Below are 22,244 nucleotides of genomic sequence, written 5' to 3'. Positions count from 1 at the left end.
GGCGCGAGTGACGGGGCTCGAACCCGCGACCTCCGGCGTGACAGGCCGGCGCTCTAACCAACTGAGCTACACCCGCGTTCGGTGTGGGCGGCCGTCTATGCGGGACAGAAGATACTGTCAACCGTCCGTAACATCTGTTTCCTCTTTATCCGCATTTTCTTTCATGCGCGGCACCGTCAGCGTCCCCTGCTCGAACAGGAAACCGGCGATATCGGGCGTTCCGGCGGCCGCCACGACGGTTTGCAAGATAATCAGCAATGGCACCCCCAGCAACGCGCCGGGCGTTCCCCATACCCATCCCCAAAAAGTAAGCGACACCAGGATCAGCAAGGGGTTCATGGTCAATCGCCGCCCGAGCAGCATCGGCGTGACGACATTGGCCTCGACCAGGTGAAACGCGATCTGCAGCGCTGCCGGAAGCAGCGCGAACCACACATCGTCGAACACCATCAATCCGCCCAGCGCCAGCAGCGCGGCCGCGAGCATCGGCCCGAAATAGGGTACGAAGTTCAACAGGGCGATGATCCCACCCCACATCAGCGGCGAAGGCATGCCGATGAGCCACAGCGCCACCGCGACCGCCAGGCCCAGGCACAGATTGATGGTGGCGATCGTGATGACATAGGCCGATGTCGCATCGACCACGTTCTGGATCACGCGGGCCACCGCCATTGCCCCGTCGAAGCTGCCCCGGCTGTTGATCGTCCGCCGCCGCAGCCGGGTCCACCCAGCCAGGAAAAAATAGATGATCAGCAAGGCGAAGACCATCTGAATGATCGCCGCTGGCGCTGACGTCGCGGCAAATTGCAACAGTGATCGCGGCGCGTCCACAACCGCCGTCTGCGCCGCTGCGACCGGGCCTGTCGCCAGCATCTGGAGGGTTTCATCGACGAAGCGCTGGAGATTGGAATAAAGGTCGATCACCGGCGCCAAATTCGCCTGGATCTGCGGCAGGCGCTGCGGCAGCGCGCTGAACCAATCCGTGGCGGGCACGACGATCAGAACCAGCGCGGTATTGGCCACCAGCAGAAAGCCGATCACCGACAGCAATGCCGCTACGCCCGATGGCAGGCCGCGCCGCTCCATCCATTCCAGCAATGGCACCAAGGCGATGGCTATGACCAGGGCGGCCGTCAGCGGCAGGAAAAATTCCGCCCCCGCGCGTAACGCGAAAGGCAGCGCCAGAATCAAGCCCAGCCCTGTCGACAGCGCGATCGAAGCCAGCAATCGATCGCGCCGCCGGTTGATTTCCTGTTGTTCCGCCGCCGTCACGCTCGATTCTTTCATGCCGTCCACACAATGGATGTGCGCTGCCCGCTCCCCCGCGTCAATTTGCAAAGCCAAGAGCGCGCGAAAGGAAAACAGTCACTTAACCAATTTTTTGCATCTGCACGCTATCTTGGATGGTGCCGGCAATGGGGGGCGGGGCATGAACATCATATCGTTGCGGCTTATCATCCCCATGGTGATCCCCGGCGTGGCCGGCTTCGCGATTCCCGCTTCGGCGCAACCGCCCCTGCGGCTGACAAGCCAAACCTTCGTCGAGCGGGTTGCCACGGACATCAATGGCCACCCACGCCGCATAATCGCCACTGCCGACAGGCCGATGCGCGGAGACCAGTTGATCGTCATTCTCGACTGGCGCAATGACGGACCAGCGCCGCTGCGCAACGTTGCCATCACGCGCCCCGTCCCGAATGGATCGGAACCCGACCTCGATGATCCGGTGATGCAGATTTCGGTCGATGGCGGTGCGCATTGGGGACGGCTTGAAGACTTGTGGTTGCCAACCCCTCTGGGCGGCGTGCGCCGCGCCGTCCCGGCCGATGTCACGCATATACGCTGGCCACTGGCGCAGGCGGCACCCGGCCAAACCGGCCGGCTCAGTTATCGGCTCACCCTGCGATAACACGCCGGGGCTTGAGGCCGATCGCCAGCTATCCTAGGGCGATGCGCCGACCGGAGACCCCATGATGCCCAAAGACGCCGAGCGCGCCTACCTCGCCAATCTAGGCGCCCAGGGCGTCAACCATTCGCTCAACAAGCCTTTTTCCGATCCGGAGTGCGGCATTCATCTGGCCGCCATCGGCTTCATCATGCGCCTTTTGCCACCGCCTCCCGCCCGTATCCTGGATCTGGGCTGCGGGGGCGGCTGGACCAGCATCTTCTACGCGCGCTTGGGCTATCAAGTGACAGGGCAGGACATCGCTCCCGACATGATCGCCGTGGCGCGAGACAATGCGCGGATCAACGATGTCGGATCGCGCACGGACTTCCTGTGTGGGGATTTCGAGCACATGGAGTTGGGCGCGCAATATGACGCGGCGATTTTTTTCGACTCGCTGCATCATGCGGAGGATGAGGCGCTCGCCATCCATGCGGCCTGGCGCGCGCTGAAGCCGGGCGGCATTCTCATCACCCACGAACCCGGCGAAGGCCACAGCCAGTCGGCGGAATCGATTGCGGCGATGGCGCGGTTCGGCGTCAACGAACGCGACATGCCACCCCATCTCATCATGGCGCGTGGCCGGGATGCAGGCTTCACAGGCTTTCGCGTCCTGCCGATGCCGTCCCTCCTCTACAGCACCTTCTACCAGCCGCGCGACTATTCGGGCCGATGGTTCAGCAAGCGCCGCTGGAAGATGCTCGCCCGTGCCGCCCGCATGATCTTCAAACCGGACGTGCGAGAGGGCGCGGTCGTCGTGATGACCAAATAAACGCCCTCCCGTTGATCAATCGACGAACAGGAACGCCGGCGCTTCAAGCAATTTGCGCACCGCCTGCACGAAGCTCGCCGCGTCCCAGCCATCGACCACGCGATGGTCGCAGCTGATTGACAGATTCATCAGCTTTGCCGCGACGACCTCCTTGCCCCGGAACACCGGGCGTTCAACTATGCGATTGGGCCCGATGATCGCGACTTCGGGCCGGTTGATGACCGGCGTAGTCGCCACGCCGCCGAGCGGCCCGAGCGACGTCAGCGTCAGCGTCGATCCACTCAGTTCTTCAGACTTGGCCTTGCCGCTGCGCGCCGCCTCTGCCAGCCGGCGGATTTCGGACGCCAGTTGCCAGACGTTGCGATCCTGCGCGTCGCGGATCACCGGCACCATCAGTCCGGCATCGGTTTGCGTCGCCATGCCCAGATGCACCGACCCATGGCGCGTCACCACGCCTGCCTCATCGTCATAGCGGGCATTGAGCATCGGGAAATCCGGGATCGCCTTGCAGATCGCAACGATCAGCAACGGCAGCATCGTCAATTTCGGCCGTTCGCCGCGACCAGCGTTAAGCTGTTCGCGCAACTCCTCCAATGCAGTCACGTCGATTTCCTCGACATAGGTGAAATGCGGAATGTGACGCTTTGACGCGGCCATATTCTCCGCGATCCGGCGGCGCATGCCGATCACCTTGACCTCTTCGTCCGCACGCCGTGCCGACCGTCCGGCGGGCGCGTAACCCTGCCCCGCCCCATAGAGCAAATAGGCGTCCAGGTCGGCATGGCGGATATGATCACCGCTGGGCTTCACTTGGCCCAAGTCGATACCCAACTCCTTCGCCCTGGCTCGGACCGCGGGCGAAGCGAGAATCGGCTGGTCCTTTACAGCGGCCGCGACTGGCTGTTGCGCGGGCGCAGACGTCGGCGCAGCGTCGGATTCAGGGGTCGGCGTGGGCGGCGCTGATGGCGCAGCGGCCTCCTCCACCATGGCTTCGCCCGGCGTTTCCGCTTCGATCGTCTCTTCGCTCGGCGGCGGCGCAGCAGCGACTTCGCCCTCTACCTCGATTTCGACAAGCATCGACCCGATCGGCACCTGATCGCCCGGCTCGCCGGCCAGTCGCACGACTGTGCCCGCAACCGGGCTTTCCATTTCGACCGTCGCCTTGTCGGTCATCATGTCGGCGATCGGCTGATCCTCCTCGACCCGATCGCCCACCTTGACGTGCCAGCCGACGATCTCGGCCTCGGAAATGCCTTCGCCGATATCCGGCAGCTTGAATGTAAAGAGAGCCATGCGCTCAATCCTTCATGATCTTGGTGATGGCCTCGCGAATGCGCACGGGTCCGGGGAAATAGGCCCATTCCAGACTGTGCGGATAGGGCGTGTCAAAACCGGTAACGCGCTCGATCGGCGCTTCGAGATGGTAAAAGCAGCGTTCCTGCACCTGGGCGAGCAGTTCCGCCCCGAACCCGCTGGTGCGCGTCGCTTCATGGACGATCAGGCAACGGCCCGTCTTGCGCACCGATGCCTCGATCGCTTCGATGTCGAGCGGGACGAGCGTGCGCAGGTCGATAATCTCAGCGTCGATGCCCATCGCCGCCACGGTGTTTTCGACCACATGAACCATCGTGCCATAGCATAGGATCGTCAGCGCCTCGCCCGCCCGCGCTGTGCGCGCCTTGCCCAGCGGGATGCGATAATAGCCCTGTGGCACTTGCGCCTCGGCGTGCCCGGCCCAGCTTTTCGCCGGCGTGTCATAATGGCCATCGAACGGGCCATTATAGATGCGCTTGGGCTCGAAGAAGATCGTTGGATCATTATCCTCGATCGCCGCGATCAGAAGTCCCTTGGCGTCATAGGGCGTGGACGGGATCACCGTCTTGACGCCCGATACATGCGTGAAGATACCCTCGGGCGACTGGCTGTGCGTCTGGCCACCAAAGATGCCGCCGCCAAAGGGCGATCGCACCGTCATGGGCGATATGAATTCGCCTGCCGAACGGTAGCGCAGCCTCGCTGCCTCGCTCACCAGCTGGTCGAGCGCGGGATAGATATAGTCGGCGAACTGGATTTCCGGCACCGGGCGCAATCCATAGGCCCCCATCCCCACCGCAACGCCGATAATCCCGCATTCAGTGATAGGTGTGTCGAACACCCGGTTCTTGCCATATTTTTGCTGAAGCCCCGCCGTGGCGCGGAACACGCCACCGAAATAGCCGACATCCTCACCCATGACGACGACGTCCGGGTCCCGGTCCATCATCACGTCCAGCGCGCTGTTGATCGCCTGGATCATGTTCATCTGCTGCGCGTCAGACCGCGCCTCGCCCTGTGCCATGACCTCACTCACAACACCGGCTTCGTTCGCTTTGCTCACAGCGTCAGTTTCGTTCGCTTTGCTCACAGCGTCAGTTTCGTTCGCTTTGCTCACAGGCCGGCCGCCTTCCATTCGTCGAGCATCTGCTGCTTCTGTTCCTCCAGATGCCAGGGCATCTTTTCGAACACATCCTCGAACATGCTCTCCATAGGATGGTGCAAGCCATGGCCCAATATGCCGTTCTTCTCCGCCTCGCGCGCAGCGTCGCGGACATGTTCGGCCAGTTCTTTGTCCATCGCGGCATGGCGGTCTTCGTCCCAGATACCGAGCGCAATGCAGTGCTGCTTCAGCCGCGCAACCGGATCGCCAAGCGGCCATTGGCTGCTTTCCTCGGCCGAGCGGTAGGCACTGGGGTCATCCGACGTGCTGTGGCCCTCGACGCGATAGGTAAAATGTTCGATCAGGGTCGGGCCGGCATTGGCGCGCGCGCGATCGGCCGCCCAGCGCGTTGCGGCATAGACGGCCAGTACGTCATTGCCGTCGACGCGAAGCCCCGCAATGCCATAGCCCACGGCGCGCGCGGCGAAGGTCGTCGCCTCCGCTCCGGCAAATCCTGAAAAGCTGCTGATAGCCCACTGATTATTCACAACATTCATGATGACGGGCGCGCGATAGACGCTGGCGAAGGTGCAGGCCGAATGGAAATCGCCCTCGGCCGTCGATCCCTCGCCGCACCAGGTCGCCGCGATCCGCGTATCCCCCTTCGCAGCGCTCGCCATCGCCCAGCCGACGGCCTGGGGATATTGAGTCGTCAAATTGCCGGAGATCGAGAAGAATCCCGCCTCGCGCGCGGAATACATGATGGGCAACTGGCGGCCCTTCATCCGGTCGCCCTTATTGGAATAAATCTGGTTCATCATGTCGACGAGGGACCAGTCGCGTGCAATCAGGATACCTTGCTGACGATAGCTGGGGAAGCACATGTCGTCGCGCGACAATGCCATCGCTGCGCCGATCGACACCGCTTCCTCGCCCGTCGACTTCATGTAAAAACTGGTCTTGCCTTGCCGCTGGGCGCGAAACATCCGGGCGTCAAATGCGCGGGTCAACGCCATATAGCGCAGCATCTTGAGCAATGTTTCGGCGGGCAGGCGCGGGTCCCAGGGGCCGACGGCCTGTCCATCGTCATCCAGCACACGAACCAGCCCATAGGCCATATCGCGCATGTCTGCCGGCTGAGCCGCCTCATCGGGTCGCGGCTGCGCGCCAGCGGCAGGGATGTCGAAATGGGTGAAGTCCGCCGCCTCACCTGGCCGCGCCGGCGGCTCGGGAACGTGCAACTTTAATGGAGGCAGGTTGCGCCCGGCCTGTCCTTCCACTGATCCAATGGGATCGCTCATCCTGGCTCCTATCGTGCATTGCAATAATATTGCTTTAGGCGGATATTATATTTCAATGCACCGGAAGGCAAGCCTTGCTGACCCAAATTACTCTTTACCTGTCGCTGTCGATGTCGGTTTTCACACGGCGACCGGCGCAGCGATATGGGCTTGCGGGCTGTAATCCAGCACCTCGAAATCTTCGATCCTGTAATCGAAAATGGATGAAGGCTGCCGATTGATCCGTAATGTCGGCGCGCCTTGCGGAATACGCGATAACTGCTCCTCCACCAGCGGTGCGTGGTTGAGATAGAGATGCACGTCCCCGCCCTGCCAAATGACTTCACCCGGCTCCAGATCGCACTGCTGCGCCAGCATCCGAGTGATCATCGTCAGCCCGAAAATGTTGAAGGCGAATCCAAGTCCCAGGTCGCAGCTACGCTGAAAAAGCAGGCCATTGAGCTTTCCGTCCGCGACCTGGAACTGATAGGTCATATGACAGGGGGGAAGCGCCATCTGCGGCACCTCCGCGACATTCCAGCCGGTAAACAGCAATCGGCGCGATCCGGGGGTGGAGCGGATTGCATTGACCAGTTCCGCTATCTGGTTTCGTCCCATCTCGGCTTTGCGATACAGCCCGTCGCCTGCCGGTTCATAGATCGGCCAATTCACCCATTGCGCACCATAAACCGGCCCCAGATCGCCCCATCTCCGGGCAAAATCGGCATCCTCGATGATGCGCGCCTCGAACGAGTCGCGGTCGATCGCCTCACCAGTCGCCCGGCGATAGGCGTCGAGCGGCCAGTCGGTCCAGATATGCACGCCTTGGCGCACCAGTTCGCGAATATTAGTGTCGCCGGTCAGAAACCAGAGCATCTCGCGCGCAGCCACCTTCCAGTAGACCCGCTTGGTAGTCAGCAGCGGCACTGCATCCCCTGCCAGCGAAAAGCGCAGCGTCGCCCCCAATATCGATCGCGTGCCAACGCCAGTCCGATCGATCCGCTCATTACCATGCAACCAGATATGCCGCATCAGGTCGAGATATTGCTGCTCATAATGGGGCGCTGGCGCACCATGTGCCTCGGTCAAAACGACATCCTGTGAAATTGAGTCTCGTTGGGCTCGCTCTATATCAGCGGGGACGCTCCGCCAATGCCGGGTCCGAAACGGATATTATTGGGGCGCGTTACTCCCGAAGTGGATCGGCTTGGGTCTGGCCATGCGCCTCCCGCCGACCCCACAGTCGCGGCATGTCTGGCCCCAGCGCTTTTGCCGTGACGATCCTGGATAATGGGTGGCGCCCCCGGCGCATTCTGCCCGTCCGCCATCACTGGACGGCGGTCCTGCCCGACCTGGTAGTCGACGGCCACCACTGGATTGCCCTCATACAGCGCCGCCCGCCGCATCAGGCCGCGTCGCCAGGACCTGACGACATCACCCTGACCCGCGCGATTATCCGCAGCGTCGGACCACTTGACCTGCGGGTGGCGGATCACCTTATCGCCGCCGGGGATCAGTGGTTCAGCTTTCGCGCCGCCGGTCTCCTCTAAAACGCATAAAAAAAGCGCGCCTGCCCGCTTGCCAGCCCGCAAAGCCGTCTCTATAGGCGCACTCCTGCCTTACGGGGCCGCTTTCGAAAGCGGCTTCGGCATCGGTCGGGGAATAGCTCAGCCTGGTAGAGCACTGTCTTCGGGAGGCAGGGGCCGGAGGTTCGAATCCTCTTTCCCCGACCACATTTCTTTTCGGCAAATGACGCGGAAATCACGGCGGACCGGCTTCTTGCCGTGCCCGCTATTCGCTGTTGGGCGCGCCTTCATCCGGTATAACTGTTTTCGACAGATGACATGTGTCGAAAGCGGCGGAACCAAAGTTGTCCGATCGTAAAAGATGTTTGACCCCGCCTGTCCCGGCGGCAATGATGCCGTCTTATCAAGCCAATACGGCCAGTGGCCAGATATTCGGCATAATCCGACCCGCATCATGCGGGCATGGGCAGGTGGGAGACACATCTTGCATAGACGCGATTTTCTGGCCTTCGGGGCCATGGGCGTGGGCGGCCTCATGCTGCCGGCTGCTTTCGGGCGAGTGATCGCCGCAGAAGCGCTGGATAGCGCCATCGACGTTGCGGTGAAGAAGCAATTGGCGGACGCCGCGATGAATGCGGCCAAGAGCGCCGGCGCCACTTATACCGACGTGCGGATCGGCCGCTATCTCCGCCAATTCGTCATCACGCGCGAACGCAATGTCGAAAACATCGTCAACACCGAATCGACCGGCGTTGGCGTCCGCGTCATCGCTGACGGCGCGTGGGGCTTTGCCGCCACCAACGACATGACCGCTGACGCCGTCGCCAAGGCTGCGCGCGAAGCCGTCGCCATCGCCAAGGCCAATGCGCCGGGTCAAAGCGCGCCGGTTCAACTCGCGCCGGTCAAAGGCGTGGGCGAAGTCAGCTGGCGCACACCGATCGTCAAGAACAGCATGACCGTGCCGATCAAGGACAAGGTCAATTTGTTGATGGGCGTCAATGCAGCCGCGCTCGACGCAGGCGCCAGCTTCATTCGCTCCACGCTGTTCCTCGTCAACGAACAGAAATATTTCGCCAGCACCGATGGCAGCTATATCGACCAGGACGTGCACCGCATCTGGGCGCCGATGGAAGTCACCGCCGTCGATCAGGCAAGCGGCAAATTCCGCACACGTGAAGGCCTGTCCGCCCCCATGGGCCTGGGCTTTGAATATCTGGACGGCGCGGCATCGGGCAAGACCGTGCTGCCCAACGGCGTAACCGTCTACGGCCAGTCCTATGACATGAAGGAAGACGCGATCGCCGCGGCCAAGCAGGCCAAGGCGAAGATTGCCGCACCTTCGGTCAAGCCGGGCAAATATGACCTGGTGCTTGACCCGTCGCACACCTGGCTCACCATCCATGAATCGGTCGGCCATCCGCTCGAACTCGATCGCGTGCTGGGATATGAAGCCAATTATGCCGGCACCAGCTTTGCCACGATGGACAAGATGCAAAGCCATTTCCAATATGGCAGCGACAAGGTGAACATCGTCGCCGACAAGACCCAGCCTGGCAGCCTTGGCGCCGTCGCATATGATGATGAAGGCGTGAAGACCAAGAAGTGGGACCTGATCCGCGACGGCAAGCTGGTCGGCTATCAGGCGATCCGCGATCAGGCGCATATCGAAGGCAAGACGGAATCGGACGGCTGTTGCTATGCCGACAGCTGGTCCAATGTGCAGTTCCAGCGCATGGCCAATGTCAGCCTGGAACCCGGCAAGCAGAAGATGAGCGTTACCGACATGATCGCCGACGTCGAAGACGGCGTCTATATCATCGGCGACGGCAGCTTCTCGATCGACCAGCAGCGTTATAATGCGCAGTTCGGCGGCCAACTCTTCTACGAGATCAAGAATGGCAAGATCGGCCAGCAGATCGAGGATGTCGCCTATCAGATTCGCACGCCCGAATTCTGGAACGCCTGCGCGGGCGTCTGTGACGCCAGCGATTATCGCCTCGGCGGCTCCTTCTTCGATGGCAAGGGCCAGCCCGCGCAGGTGTCCGCCGTATCGCACGGCTCTTCGACCGCGCGCTTCAATGGCATCAACGTCATCAACACCGCGCGTTCGCTCGGCTGATACGCTTTAGGAGATAAACAGATGAGCATCTTTCCCGAAGCGCAGGCTAAGGCGATCCTGACCAAGGTTGTCGGCTTTTCGCAGGCCGACGAATGCACCGCGCAATTAAATGGCGCGACGCGCGGCAATGTCCGCTTCGCCCGCAACGACGTATCGACCGCCGGTGTGACCGATGATATCCAGTTGGCGGTGCAGGTCGCGTTCGGCAAGCGCGTGGGTACCGCCACGATCAACCAGTTTGACGACGCCTCGCTCCAGCGGGTGGTGCGCCGTGCCGAGGAACTGGCGCGACTGGCGCCGGAAAACCCTGAATTCATGCCCGCGGTGCCGCAGCAGACATATCTCAAGACCAACACCTTCAGCGCGCCGACCGCCGCCATCGACCCGGCGTATCGCGCAAAGGTCGCCAGCGATTCGATCGGGCCGTGCCGCGCGGAAAATCTGGTGGCTGCGGGCTATCTGGAAGATCAGGCCGGCTTCGTCGCCTTCATGAACAGCAAGGGCAATTACGGCTATCAGACGTCGACCAGCAGCGACTATACTTGCACGGTGCGCACGCCGGATGGTCGCGGATCTGGCTGGGTCGGCCATAATGTCCAGGACATCGCGCAGTTCAACGCGGGCGAGGACATCCGCGTCGCCATGCGCAAGGCCAGCGCCTCTGCCGGTGCGCAGGCGCTGGAACCGGGCAAATATACCGTCATCCTGGAGCCTGCGGCTGCGGCTGGCCTCGTCGCCTTCATGATGTATTTCTTCGACGCGCGGTCGGCGGACGAAGGGCGCAGCTTCCTGTCGAAAAAGGGCGGCGGCAACAAACTGGGCGAGCAGGTCTACGGCCCGCAGGTGACGATGTTCACCGATCCGGCCTATCCGGGCGCAGCAGTCTACCCCTGGGATGACGAAGGCCTGCCGCGCAAAAAAATGCCCATCATCCAGAACGGCAAGCTCATGAACATGAACTATAGCCGCTATTGGGCGCAAAAGCAGGGTAGGCCCGAACAGGCCGGGTTCGGCAACATCATCATGGAAGGCGGCACAAAGTCGACCGCCGACCTCATTCGCACGACCGAACGCGGCATCCTGGTATCGCGCACCTGGTATATCCGCATGGTCGATCCGCAGACCGTTCTGCTCACCGGCCTGACCCGCGATGGCACATTCTATATTGAAAATGGGCAGATCAAATATCCGGTGAAAAATTTCCGCTTCAATGAAAGCCCGGTGATCATGCTCAACAATGTCGAGGAATTCGGCAAACCGGTCAGGGTGAAGAGCGACGAATCGGATACCACCATGGTTATTCCGCCGATGAAACTACGCGACTTCACCTTCACCTCGCTTTCGGACGCGGTGTAAGGGGGTCGGCCGGAGGATGACGCGCGCCGACTTTCTCCGGTTGATGGCGGGCGGCCTGTCCAGCGCTATGCTGGCCAGGCCGCTGGCCGCGGCAACGGGTGGCTATGATTTCTGGTTCACCCGCCTCCGCTATGATTCGGGCGACTGGGATGTTGATCAGCGCGCGCCGTCCAACATCATCACCTCGCTCATCGACTACACCACCCTGCGCGTCGATCCCAAGGAGCATGTGATCGCGCTGTCTGATCCCAGGATGCTGACCGCGCCCTTCTGTTACATGGCCGGTCACAAGCTGGTGGAATTTTCGCCGGCAGAGCGACGGAATTTCGAACGCTATGTGCGCAGCGGCGGCTTTGTCATGGTCGACGATTGCAATCACGACATTGACGGGCTGTTCGCCCGCTCGTTCGAAGCCCAGATGGCCAAGATTTTCGGCCCCAGGGCCCTTGTCGAACTGCCGGACAGCCACGGCATCTATCGCAGCTTCTTCAAATTCGACGGCCCGCCCAATACCGCGCTCGAACTCAATGGCTGGGGCGACGACCTCGTCCATGAGTATCTCAAGGGCATAGAGGTGAATGGCCGCTTGGGCGTTCTTTACAGCAACAAGGATTATGGCTGCGAATGGGACTATGACTGGCGCAACAAACGCTTCCTGGCCGAGGACAATACGAAATTCGCCGTCAACATCGTGATGTACGCGCTGTCGGTGTGACTTTCCAATCGCACGTCATTCCCGCGGAAGCGGGTACTTACCTTCTGCGCTCTCCATTTCCGCACCTTTCGGAGATGGAATCCTGCTTTCGCGGGGATGACACTGTCAAACAAGGGCCATCACTATCATGACCGACCTTACCGAAGCCGATATCCAGGCTCGCCTCGGGCGCCTGGCCGACTTGCGCGCCGCCATTGGCCAGGCCATCGTCGGACAGGCCGATGTCGTAGAGCAACTACTGATCGGTCTTCTGGCTGGCGGACATTGCCTGCTCGAAGGCGTGCCGGGTCTGGGCAAGACGCTTCTCGTCCGATCCTTGGGCGAAGCGCTCAAACTCGATTTCCGCCGGGTTCAATTCACGCCCGACCTGATGCCAAGCGATATCCTTGGCACCGAATTGCTGGAAGAGGATCATGGCACCGGCCATCGCAGCTTTCGTTTTCAGCAGGGGCCGATCTTCACCAATTTGCTGCTCGCCGACGAACTCAACCGCACGCCGCCCAAAACCCAGGCGGCGTTGCTGGAGGCGATGCAGGAAAAGACCGTTAGCTATGCCGCCGTCACGCATCAGCTTCCCCGCCCTTTCTTTGTGCTTGCGACCCAGAATCCGCTTGAGCAAGCCGGCACCTACCCCCTCCCCGAAGCGCAGCTTGACCGCTTTCTTCTCCATGTCCGCGTGAATTATCCGACTGAGGAGGAAGAACGCGCCATTCTTGCCCAGACTACCGGCGCAGGCGGCGGCATGGTGCCGACGGTCATGCAGGGCGAGGAAGTACTCGCCCTTCAGAAGCTGGTCCGCGATGTCCATTTGAGCGACGATCTTTTGGCTTGGGTCACCCGCCTCGTTCGCGCCAGCCGTCCCGCCGATACCGCGCCGGAAGAGGTTCGCAGATATGTGAAATGGGGCGCGGGCCCGCGCGCCGGACAGGCATTGATCCTCTGCGCCAAGGCGCGGGCTTTGCTGCAAGGGCGGCTCGCCGCTACGCGCGAGGATATCGCCGCGCTCGCCGCGCCGGTCATGCGGCATCGGCTTCTGCTCTCCTTCGCGGCGGAAGCAGAGGGACGCAGCGCTGACGACGTGGTTGCCGCGCTCGTTCGTGCGGTGCCTCTGGCCTGATCCGCGCAGCCATGGCCGACTTCCTCCCCCCAGACGTGCGCAGCCGCCTTCGCGGCCTGCGCCTCGTCACGCGTCGGGCCGTGGGGTCGCACGGCATCGGCCTGCATCAAAGCCATAGCCGGGGCGCGGGCCTCGAATTCGCGCAATATCGCGCTTATGAACCCGGAGACGAATTGCGGCAGATCGACTGGAAGCTCTACGCTCGCTCCGACAAATTCTTCGTGCGCGAAGCGGAACGCGAAAGTCCGGTCGCGATCTGGATCCTGATCGACGCCAGCGCATCGATGGGTCAGAGCGATGCCGCGCGACCCGATTACAGCCGCCTGGATGCCTCCAAGGCGATCGCTGCGGCCATCGGCGAACTCGCGATGCAGCAGGGCGATCGGTTCGGCCTCATCGCGCTGGGTGATTCAGGACTGCGCTTGGTCCCTCCCGCGACGGGATTACGCCAGCGCGACCGAATGATGCTGGAGTTGCTGGACATAGCCGCAGCCCGGACCTTCGCTTCCAACGATCAATTAGGCCCCCTGTGGGAAAGGATCGGCACGCATGATCTCGTGATTATGCTTAGCGACTGTTTCGACAACGGAGCCGTGGCCTTGGTGGAGAAGCTGGCATCGGCAGGGCGCGAAACGCTGGTGATCGAGATGCTGACGGTCGCCGAAAGGGACTTTCCCTTCACGGGGGGCTTTCGATTCCGCGACCCGGAGACCGGCGAGGAACTGCTCGCAGACGGTGCCGCGCTGCGCACAGAGTTCCTTGCCCGCTTTGGCGCTGCGCGGGAAGCGCTGCACGCCAGTCTGGACGCCACCGGTATACGCCACGTGGCGCATGTGCTGGATGAGCCTGTCGATCTGTCCCTGCGTCGCCTGTTTGCGGCGCCTGGCACGGCGGATTGAGCGCGATGGGTTTTGGGCTTCTGTTTCCCGCCGCTCTGGCGGCGCTGGCCGCGCTGATCGTCCCGCTGGTCATTCATATCGCCCGCCGCAGCGAGCAACTGCCCACGGATTTCGCTGCCCTACGCTGGCTGCGCCAGAAGCCACGGCCGCGCTCCCGCTTGCGATTCGACGAATGGCCCCTTTTGCTGGTGCGCTTGCTGCTCCTCGCGTTGCTTGCACTTCTTCTGGCCCGGCCGGTGCTTTGGGGCGCTGCCGATGACCGACCTTATGTTGCGGTTCTTCCCGGCGCGCAATTCGACCCAGCGGCCTATCCCGCCGCCCGGCTTCACTGGCTAGCTCCCGGTTTTCCGAACATCGACGCTCCCGAACCGCACGGTCGCATTCCCGTCGCCAGTCTGATCAGACAGTTGGACGCCGATCTGCCACAGAGCGCGGCCCTGACGATCGTGACGCCACGGATCATCACGGGTGCCGACGCCGACCGCATCCGGCTGTCGCGTTCGGTGAAGTGGGAAATCCAGCCAGGCGCCATGCCACAGCGCTCATCCTCCAAACCGCCTGGGCGATCACTCTCCGTCCGTCATGACGAAGCGCATAAGGACGGCGCGCGCTATCTACGCGCGGTCGCCGACGCATGGCAGCTTGAGAAGCAAAAGGATGCTCCCCCCAGCGCCGACCTGACCGACCCGCTGCCCGATCACCGGCAGAGCCTAGCTTGGCTGGCAGCCGGCAGCGTATCGCAGGCTGTGCGAGACTGGGTATCTCAAGGCGGCACTTTGCTGCTGCCATCCGACGCCCAATTGTCCGAAAGCACTTGCTTCGTTACGGTCTGGCGCGACGAGGACGGCTTGCCGCTGGGCGAAGCGGCACGCCTTGACCAAGGGTACGTGCTTCGCCTGACCCGCCCGCTCCGCCCCGATGCCATGCCGCTGTTGCTCGACGCGGATTTCCCCCTACACCTCCGTGCAGCACTCTACCCTGCATCCCCCCCACCCGATCGTGTTGCTGCTCGCGATTATGCTCCAATGACGGGGGCGCGTGCCTATGACTTGCCGCCACAACCGCTCGCGCCATGGCTCGCCTTGATTATTGCGCTGCTGTTTGGCGTCGAACGCTGGCTTGCGTCCCGACGCAGTCGGAGCATAGCGCCATGAGCGCCGAAAGGTTTTTTTCCCACTGGGTCGCCCCGGCGCGGCGTCGATCCTTCCTCGACACGCTTGGCCTCGCCCTCCCCGTCCTGGCCGCGCTGACGGCTATCGCCTGGCGCATCTCAGGTCTCGCTGCCGCAGCCGCCTTGTTTCTGGCTGGTGGCGTGCTCGCGCTGGTCCTCGCCCGCAGGCGCGCCACGCGCCAGGACCGCGCATGGCTCATTCACCGCCTGGACGCGAGTCGCCCGGAACTGGAGGATAGCAGCGCCCTGCTTTTCTCCCCACCAGCAACGATCACACCGCTTCAGGCGCTACAACGCACGCGTATAGCCGACCGGCTCGATCAGGCCTCACCGCACGACCTTGTCCCCCGCTGGTCGAAGCAATGGCTGCTCGGTCTTTTCTGCGTCGCAGCCGTCATCGTCGCTGGCGCGCTGCTTTGGCCGAGGCCAGGTGAAGGCCCACCACGTCTCGCCCCCAGCCAGGAAGGCATCGCTACCGCGCCCGGTCTCCCGCGTCTCGTCGCACAGAACCTGCGCATATTGCCCCCAGCCTATACGGGGCTGCCCAAGCGCGATTCCGCCAAACTCGACGTGCAGGCGCCGCTTGGCTCGCGCCTTGAATGGACGTTGCGGTTCGATCCGGAAGCGCAAGGCCCGCGCCTGTTGTTGGTAGATGGCAAGCCTCTGCCGCTTCGCCGCGATGGCGACAACTGGGTCGCGGGCCTGACGCTTGACCGCTCATTTCTTTACCGGGTTGATCCCGCAGCTGATCGGGGACCCACCCCGCCGCTCCACCGCATCGATGCGCAGCCCGACAACCCGCCGCAGGTGAAGGCGCTCACCCCTGCGCTGACTGTGGTAAAGGCTGGCCAGCATAGTTGGACCCCCGCCTTTGCTGCAACCGATGATTATGGCGTCGCGTCGTCCGCACGCTTGCGGATCACGCTCGCGATCGGCGAAGGCGAGAATGTGACCTTTTCCGAACGTGAAATTCCTGTCAGCGGTACCGGCGCGGCACAGGACCGGCGGTTCGCCCCTGTTTTGAATTTTTCTTCTTTCGGCTTTTCCGCAGGTGGGGACATGGTGGTCCAACTGATCGTCCACGACAATCGCACCCCTTCACCGCAAGAAGTGCGCGGCCCTAGCCTCATCTTGCGCTGGCCTTCGGCGCGCGTGCCCGAAAGCGGTGGCCTGGAAGGCATGGTCAACACCACTCTCCCGGCCTATTTCCGCAGCCAGCGTCAGATCATCATCGACGCCGAAGCCCTGCTCAAACAAAAGCGCGCCCTGTCGTCCGACCGTTATCTCGCCAAATCCGGCACGATCGGCAACGACCAACAGATACTAAGGGGCCGCTACAGCCAGTTCCTCGGCGGAGAGGAAGAAGGCGAGCCAGAGCTGCCCACTGCCGACGCCGAACATCATTTCGACGGCGATGGCCACGATCACGGGCCGCCTGTCAGGCACAGCCCAGGTTTCGGAGCGCCTGAAGATGTGCTGGCGGAATTTGGCCATGCCCATGATGAATCACCTGCCTCCAGCCTCGACCCGGAAACGCGGGCGATCCTGAAAAAAGCAGTCGACGAAATGTGGGGATCGGAGCGGGAACTCAAACAGGGTCGGCCAGACCTCGCGCTGCCCTATGCAAATCGCGCTCTGCGCTTCATTAAGGAAGTGCAGCAAGCGACCCGCATCTTCCTGTCGCGCGTCGGGCCGGAACTCCCGCCTATCGATCCGACGCGGCGGATGACTGGCGACCGGGAAGGCATTGGCAACCGTACGCTTCAGCTCGCGGGAATCAAACGCAGCGATGGACCGGCCGCGGCAGCATGGCGCGCGCTGGAAAGCGACGCGGTTCCCGACCCGACGGCGCTCGGCAACTGGGTCCGCGCCAACGCGGGGCGGCTCCCCGATCCGCTCGCGCTGACCGCCGCGATCGACGCCGTCCGGCAGCAACCACGTTGCGCAGCCTGCCGCGCTCGCCTGCAAGGCCTCCTCTGGACCGCCATGGAACGGCCGACAGGCCAGCCCATGCCGAGACAGCGGCCCGACGCCATGGGCGCACGCTATTTGCACGCTCTTCAGGGCGGCGGATCATGACGATTGAACATATTAGTGCGGCAATCTTAGTCCTGGCCGTTTTGCTTGCGGCCGTCCGCCTGATCCTGTGGCATCGCGCGTCGCCGCAGCCGCATCGGCCCCGCCTGATCGCGCTGCTTGTCCTGCAACCCGTTTGCGCAGCGTTGCTCTTCCTCACCCTGTATCCTCCGCCCGTTCCCGTTGGCGGCGACGCAATCCGCGTCGCGACGGCCGGTGCGCCGCAACTCGCCGAACCCGCCGGTGCGCCCACCCTGGCGCTCCCCGAAGCCGGCGACATGCAGGGCGCCGAGCATGTTCCCGATCTGGCCACCGCCTTGCGCCGGCATCCGCAGGTCCGGCGCATCACGGTGCTGGGGTCGGGGTTCACCCCGCGCGATATGGACGCTGCGTCCGGGCTCGACGTCGATTTCAATCCGCGACCCCCGCCCGCCGGGATAGTGTCTGTGACACCCCCACCCGTCGCTGCGCCGGGGGAAAGCTTCGGGGTAGGCGGCATGGTCACGCCATCGAGTAACATGGTCGTCGAGTTGCTCGATCCGGCCGGGCGCGTGACGGATGTCACCTCCCCCGACCGGCAGGGGCATGTCCGCCTGACGGGCACGGCCAGGGCGGCCGGAAACAGCCTCTTCACCTTGCGGGTCCGAACCAATGGCCGCACTCTCGCGCAGGCCTTGGTTCCCCTGACCGTGCGCGATCCAAAACCCTTGCGACTCCTGCTCCTCGCCGCCGCTCCGGGACCCGAAATCAAATATCTGCGCCGCTGGGCGACTGACGCCGGGTTCGAAGTTACAAGTCAGATCAATGCAGGCGGAGGCATTTCGTTAGGCGACGCCCCGATCTCGCTCAATCCTGCCACGCTCGCGCGGTTCGACCTCGTGGTGATCGACGATCGCAGCTGGATCGCCCTGGGCGGACGGCGCGCCGCGCTCATGACGGCGGTGCGCAACGGCCTGGGCATGATCCTGCGTCCGACCGGCCCGCTGGATGCCACAACCCGATCGCAGTGGCGAAACCTGGGCTTCGCTCTGACCGGCACCAACAGTATTTCGCCCCTTGTTTTGCCCAAACCCGCTCCCGCTTCGATCGCCCGTACACGCCTTGGCATCGCGACCGAAACGGCGCCGGAAGATATGAGTCTGCCGGCCGATTTCATTCCAGACGTCAGCCGGCTCGCGCTTTCCCCCCTGGGCATGACATCAGCGGCCCTTCTGCAAGATGGGGGCGACGCGCCCATTGCCGCATGGCGAGCGCAGGGCCTGGGACGAGTGGCGCTTTTCACCGGGCTCGACAGCTATGCGCTGGTCCTGACCGGGCGGGCGACGCTGTATGACGATTGGTGGAGAGCGCTGGCCCGCGCTGTCATACGACCGGCGCCAAGCCCCGCCTCGCCCCCTGCGATCAGTTGGGCGGGCGAACGCCTGTCGCTCTGCGGGACAGGGCCTCGCGCATCGGTGCAGCAGCCTGACGGTTCCGCTGTTGCCCTGCAACCTGTCGGGGCGTGCGCCGCTTTCTGGCCGGTCAAAGCGGGGTGGCATCGGCTCATCACCAAGGATGGAAACGCACCCTTTTACGTTCAACCCGCCGACGCGCTGCCGGCCATGCGCAGCGCGCGCGACAGAGACGCAACCCTGCTGCTCCCGAATGCCCCGGCAATCGCCAGCGAAGCGACCCGCAATGCCCCCGGCACGGCGTGGCCCTTTGGCATCGCCTGGTTGTTGGTCAGCGCGCTGCTCTGGTGGCTGGAACGCAGCCGGGTCGGGCGGCCTCAGCCGGCCCGGTCAAGCATGTAAAAGTCACGCAGCGCCCGCGCATCATGCAGCGCATTGTGCGGGACGCGGCTGTTCGCCGCTGCGCTGAAGCCCGCGGCGTTGATCAATTCCAGCTTCAGGCCGAAATCGACCCCGGCCATCCGCCCCGGCCCCGTCACCAACAACGCGCAGAAATGCGCCAGATCCTCCGGCCAGTCCGCGATAATCACCGGATCGGAATCGCCGGCCAGGTAAGTGGCGACAAGGTCGGCCGCCTCGACCCGATCCAGTTCATGGTCGATGCCCGGTGGCACGTGGCGCAAATAGGGAATGACGTGCCCCGCGACCCATGGCTCGATCACCTCTGGCAACGGCAGAGATACATAACATTCCTGATCGCCATGTTCCGGCACCAGGGCCACGCTGATCAGCGTGCCGCCAAAGCCATTGAATTCGGTGTCGAGAAAATAACGCATGAAGAAAAAGGCTGCCTGTGGAGAGTCGGAAACGAGAGGAGACGGCGGATAGCATCGCCGGCGCTGGTCGGCCAACCACCGGCCAGTGCACGCGATCGCCTGTAGCATTTGCGCGACGGAAGCCAAGCTGCCATGCGCACGTCTTGATCTTGGAATGCTAGGACATCGTAATGAAGCCGCGTGAATATCTGGGCTCTGCCACAGTTCCTGGGGGGCAGGAGCTCAAACTCTATCGGCGCGGTGGCGATCATATGATCGTACTCGATCGAAACGAGTTGATGAGCAGCCGCATGAGCGGTTCGGAAAAGCAGCTGGCATTGATGACGATCGAACGAATGCGCGATCGGAAAGCCCCGCATCTCCTGATCGGCGGCTATGGCATGGGATTCACCCTGCGCGCCGCGCTGGGCGCTTTGTCGGCCGACGCACGCATCACCGTGGCCGAACTGGTTCCCGAAATCATCGAATGGGCGCGGGGCCCGATGGCAGACCTTGCGGCAGGATGCCTGGACGATCCGCGCGTACATCTCATGATCGACGATGTCGTGAACGTGATCGCGGATGCGCAGGGCAGCTATGACGCGATCCTGCTCGACGTCGATAATGGTCCCGACGGCCTCACCGCCGCCGCCAATGACCGGCTCTATGATGGCAAGGGGTTACAGGCGTCCCGCGCGGCGCTTCGGCCCGGCGGCATCCTCGCCATCTGGTCGGCCGGGTCTGACGACGCGTTCACGCGACGCCTGCGCACCGCTGGCTTCCACGTCGAGGAAGTGGTTGTCCGCGCCCGGGATAATGGCAAGGGACCGCGCCACGTCATCTGGTTTGCACAAAAAGGCTGAACATGCGCCATTGCAGGACGCAGTTGGTCGCGCGAAAAGGACATATTCAATGATGCAAGGGATGCCGGCGTGATCCAGACCGTTACCACAACCCCCTTCACCGACCAGAAGCCGGGCACTTCGGGCCTGCGCAAGAAAGTGCGTGTCTTTGCGCAGCCCCATTATGCGGAAAATTTCGTGCAGTCGGTGTTTGACAGCCTGGACGGTTTCGAGAGCAAGACGCTGGTTTTGGGGGGGGATGGACGCTATCTCAACCGCGAAGTCATCCAGACCGTGCTCAAGATGGCGGCAGCCAACGGCTTTGGCCGCGTGCTCGTCGGCCGGGAGGGTATCCTTTCCACGCCTGCCGCCTCGCACCTGATCCGGTCGGCGGGCGCCTTTGGTGGCCTCATCCTGTCGGCCAGCCACAATCCTGGCGGTCCGGACGAGGATTTCGGCATCAAATATAATATCGGCAATGGCGGCCCCGCGCCTGAAAAGGTGACAGACGCCATCGCCGCGCGATCGCTAGTCATCGACCGATATAAAATCATTGATGGAGCCGACGTCGACATCGACAAGCTCGGTGTCCGGCAACTCGGCGAAATGGTGGTCGAGGTCGTCGATCCCGTCGCCGCCTATGCCGATCTCATGGAAAGCCTGTTCGACTTCGGGGCTATCCAGGCGCTGATCGCCGGAGGCTTCTCCATGGCGTTCGACTCCATGAGCGCGGTGACCGGACCCTATGCGACCGAGATTTTCGAGCGTCGCCTCGGTGCGCCGGCCGGCACCGTGATGAACGGCACCCCGTTGCCCGACTTTGGTCATCACCATCCCGATCCCAACCTGGTGCATGCCAAAGGGCTCTATGACAGGCTTATGGCGGCGGACGCGCCCGACTTTGGCGCGGCCTCGGACGGAGATGGCGACCGCAACCTCATCATCGGCCGCCATTGCTATGTCACGCCCTCCGACTCCCTCGCCGTCCTCGCCGCCAATGCCCATTTTGCGCCCGGCTATGCGAACGGGCTGAAGGGCATCGCCCGATCCATGCCCACCAGCGGCGCGGCGGATCGCGTGGCGGAAAAGCTCGGCATCGCGCTCTACGAAACGCCCACAGGCTGGAAATTCTTCGGCAATCTGCTCGATGCCGGGATGGCGACGATCTGCGGCGAGGAAAGTGCGGGCACCGGATCCGATCATGTCCGGGAAAAGGACGGCATCTGGGCGGTCCTGCTGTGGCTCAACATCCTCGCCGCGCGCAAACAGAGCGTCGCTGCCATCATGGCGGATCATTGGGCGACCTATGGCCGCAACTATTATGCCCGGCACGATTATGAAGCGATCGCCAAGGACAGGGCCGACGCCTTGATGGCGGCGCTGCGCGACAAGCTGACCACCCTTCCGGGCACCAGCAACAGTGGCGGCACGATCAGCAGCGCTGACGATTTTGCCTATACCGATCCGACCGACAGATCGATCAGCCAAAATCAAGGCATCCGCATCCTGTTTGAGGATGGCTCGCGCATTGTCTTCCGCCTGTCGGGCACCGGCACGGAGGGCGCCACGTTGCGCGTCTATATCGAACGCTATGTTGCCGCGGATGGTGATTTAAGCATGGAAACGGCTGTTGCGCTCGCGCCTCTGATCGCTGCGGCACAGGAGGTCGCCGACATCAGCGGCTTTACCGGCATGGACAGTCCCAGCGTCATCACCTGATCGCTTGGGGACAGTAAGTCACGGCGCAGACATGGCCGGGAAACATCGGGGGGCTAAAGGCTGCTACCTTGTTACCGCCCAGATC

The 22,244-nt window shown here is 62.9% G+C and carries 19 protein-coding genes and 2 tRNA genes; 14 read left to right on the top strand and 7 right to left on the bottom strand.

Annotation, left to right across the window (positions count from 1 at the left end):
• Window positions 1-2: 2 nt before the first annotated feature.
• Window positions 3-76 (bottom strand) — tRNA-Asp (locus LL253_RS11160).
• Window positions 77-117: 41 nt separating this feature from the next.
• Window positions 118-1,287, bottom strand: a complete 1,170-nt coding sequence (locus LL253_RS11155) for an AI-2E family transporter (RefSeq protein ID WP_266100968.1) — start codon at window positions 1,285-1,287, stop codon at window positions 118-120.
• Between the two features lie 142 nt (window positions 1,288-1,429).
• Between LL253_RS11155 and LL253_RS11150 the strand changes: the two genes are divergently transcribed.
• Window positions 1,430-1,909 carry a hypothetical protein gene (locus LL253_RS11150; protein ID WP_407696094.1) on the top strand — a complete coding sequence of 160 codons (480 nt, stop codon included), beginning with the start codon at window positions 1,430-1,432 and terminating at the stop codon, window positions 1,907-1,909.
• Window positions 1,910-1,970: 61 nt separating this feature from the next.
• Window positions 1,971-2,717, top strand: a complete 747-nt coding sequence (locus tag LL253_RS11145) for a class I SAM-dependent methyltransferase (RefSeq protein WP_228227184.1) — start codon at window positions 1,971-1,973, stop codon at window positions 2,715-2,717.
• A 15-nt stretch (window positions 2,718-2,732) separates the two neighbouring features.
• Here LL253_RS11145 and LL253_RS11140 read toward each other — a convergent pair whose 3' ends face one another.
• The 4 genes from LL253_RS11140 to thyA all read right to left on the bottom strand — a co-directional run bounded on the left by LL253_RS11140 (window position 2,733) and on the right by thyA (window position 7,502).
• Window positions 2,733-4,010, bottom strand: coding sequence for a dihydrolipoamide acetyltransferase family protein (locus tag LL253_RS11140; RefSeq protein WP_228227183.1), 1,278 nt, complete (start codon window positions 4,008-4,010; stop codon window positions 2,733-2,735).
• A 4-nt stretch (window positions 4,011-4,014) separates the two neighbouring features.
• Window positions 4,015-5,019 carry an alpha-ketoacid dehydrogenase subunit beta gene (locus tag LL253_RS11135; protein WP_228227185.1) on the bottom strand — a complete coding sequence of 335 codons (1,005 nt, stop codon included), beginning with the start codon at window positions 5,017-5,019 and terminating at the stop codon, window positions 4,015-4,017.
• A gap of 125 nt (window positions 5,020-5,144) precedes the next feature.
• Entirely contained in the window at window positions 5,145-6,434 is a 1,290-nt protein-coding gene (locus tag LL253_RS11130; protein WP_228222571.1) for a 3-methyl-2-oxobutanoate dehydrogenase (2-methylpropanoyl-transferring) subunit alpha, read from the bottom strand.
• Window positions 6,435-6,554: 120 nt separating this feature from the next.
• On the bottom strand, window positions 6,555-7,502 hold the full coding sequence (gene thyA / locus LL253_RS11125) for a thymidylate synthase (protein WP_228227182.1): 948 nt from the start codon (window positions 7,500-7,502) through the stop codon (window positions 6,555-6,557).
• A 161-nt stretch (window positions 7,503-7,663) separates the two neighbouring features.
• On the opposite strand from thyA, the gene LL253_RS11120 reads away from it, so the two are divergent.
• From LL253_RS11120 to LL253_RS11075, 10 genes are all read left to right on the top strand, one after another.
• On the top strand, window positions 7,664-7,963 hold the full coding sequence (locus LL253_RS11120) for a JAB domain-containing protein (RefSeq protein WP_228227181.1): 300 nt from the start codon (window positions 7,664-7,666) through the stop codon (window positions 7,961-7,963).
• A 106-nt stretch (window positions 7,964-8,069) separates the two neighbouring features.
• Window positions 8,070-8,146, top strand: a tRNA-Pro gene (locus LL253_RS11115).
• 277 nt (window positions 8,147-8,423) lie between these two features.
• Window positions 8,424-10,058 (top strand): TldD/PmbA family protein, encoded by a 1,635-nt coding sequence (locus tag LL253_RS11110; RefSeq protein WP_037542257.1) that lies wholly within the window; start codon window positions 8,424-8,426, stop codon window positions 10,056-10,058.
• A 21-nt stretch (window positions 10,059-10,079) separates the two neighbouring features.
• Window positions 10,080-11,414: a TldD/PmbA family protein gene (locus LL253_RS11105; protein WP_228227180.1), complete on the top strand. Its 1,335-nt coding sequence runs from the start codon at window positions 10,080-10,082 to the stop codon at window positions 11,412-11,414.
• A 16-nt stretch (window positions 11,415-11,430) separates the two neighbouring features.
• Window positions 11,431-12,129, top strand: a complete 699-nt coding sequence (locus LL253_RS11100; RefSeq protein ID WP_228222422.1) for a DUF4159 domain-containing protein — start codon at window positions 11,431-11,433, stop codon at window positions 12,127-12,129.
• A gap of 127 nt (window positions 12,130-12,256) precedes the next feature.
• Complete coding sequence (locus LL253_RS11095; RefSeq protein ID WP_228227179.1) at window positions 12,257-13,246, top strand: AAA family ATPase; 990 nt, start codon at window positions 12,257-12,259, stop codon at window positions 13,244-13,246.
• A gap of 35 nt (window positions 13,247-13,281) precedes the next feature.
• Window positions 13,282-14,145 (top strand): DUF58 domain-containing protein, encoded by an 864-nt coding sequence (locus LL253_RS11090; RefSeq protein ID WP_228227178.1) that lies wholly within the window; start codon window positions 13,282-13,284, stop codon window positions 14,143-14,145.
• Between the two features lie 5 nt (window positions 14,146-14,150).
• Window positions 14,151-15,299 (top strand): BatA domain-containing protein, encoded by a 1,149-nt coding sequence (locus LL253_RS11085; RefSeq protein WP_228227177.1) that lies wholly within the window; start codon window positions 14,151-14,153, stop codon window positions 15,297-15,299.
• Window positions 15,296-17,395, top strand: coding sequence for a DUF4175 family protein (locus LL253_RS11080; RefSeq protein WP_228227176.1), 2,100 nt, complete (start codon window positions 15,296-15,298; stop codon window positions 17,393-17,395). The genes LL253_RS11085 and LL253_RS11080 overlap by 4 nt, the downstream gene beginning before the upstream one ends.
• Window positions 17,392-19,185 (top strand): carboxypeptidase regulatory-like domain-containing protein, encoded by a 1,794-nt coding sequence (locus LL253_RS11075; RefSeq protein WP_228227175.1) that lies wholly within the window; start codon window positions 17,392-17,394, stop codon window positions 19,183-19,185. The genes LL253_RS11080 and LL253_RS11075 overlap by 4 nt, the downstream gene beginning before the upstream one ends.
• On the opposite strand, the gene LL253_RS11070 is transcribed toward LL253_RS11075, so the two are convergent.
• Window positions 19,161-19,619, bottom strand: a complete 459-nt coding sequence (locus LL253_RS11070) for a hypothetical protein (RefSeq protein WP_009821768.1) — start codon at window positions 19,617-19,619, stop codon at window positions 19,161-19,163. The two genes, LL253_RS11075 and LL253_RS11070, sit on opposite strands and share 25 nt — an antisense overlap.
• A 170-nt stretch (window positions 19,620-19,789) precedes the next feature.
• Between LL253_RS11070 and LL253_RS11065 the strand changes: the two genes are divergently transcribed.
• Entirely contained in the window at window positions 19,790-20,461 is a 672-nt protein-coding gene (locus tag LL253_RS11065) for a spermidine synthase (RefSeq protein ID WP_228227174.1), read from the top strand.
• A gap of 69 nt (window positions 20,462-20,530) precedes the next feature.
• Window positions 20,531-22,159, top strand: coding sequence for an alpha-D-glucose phosphate-specific phosphoglucomutase (locus tag LL253_RS11060; protein ID WP_228227173.1), 1,629 nt, complete (start codon window positions 20,531-20,533; stop codon window positions 22,157-22,159).
• Window positions 22,160-22,244: the final 85 nt, after the last annotated feature.

The sequence above is a fragment of the Sphingobium soli genome (assembly GCF_020782245.1).
Classification (GTDB): Bacteria; Pseudomonadota; Alphaproteobacteria; order Sphingomonadales; family Sphingomonadaceae; genus Sphingobium; species Sphingobium soli.
This window is presented reverse-complemented; position numbering and strand designations above follow the sequence as displayed.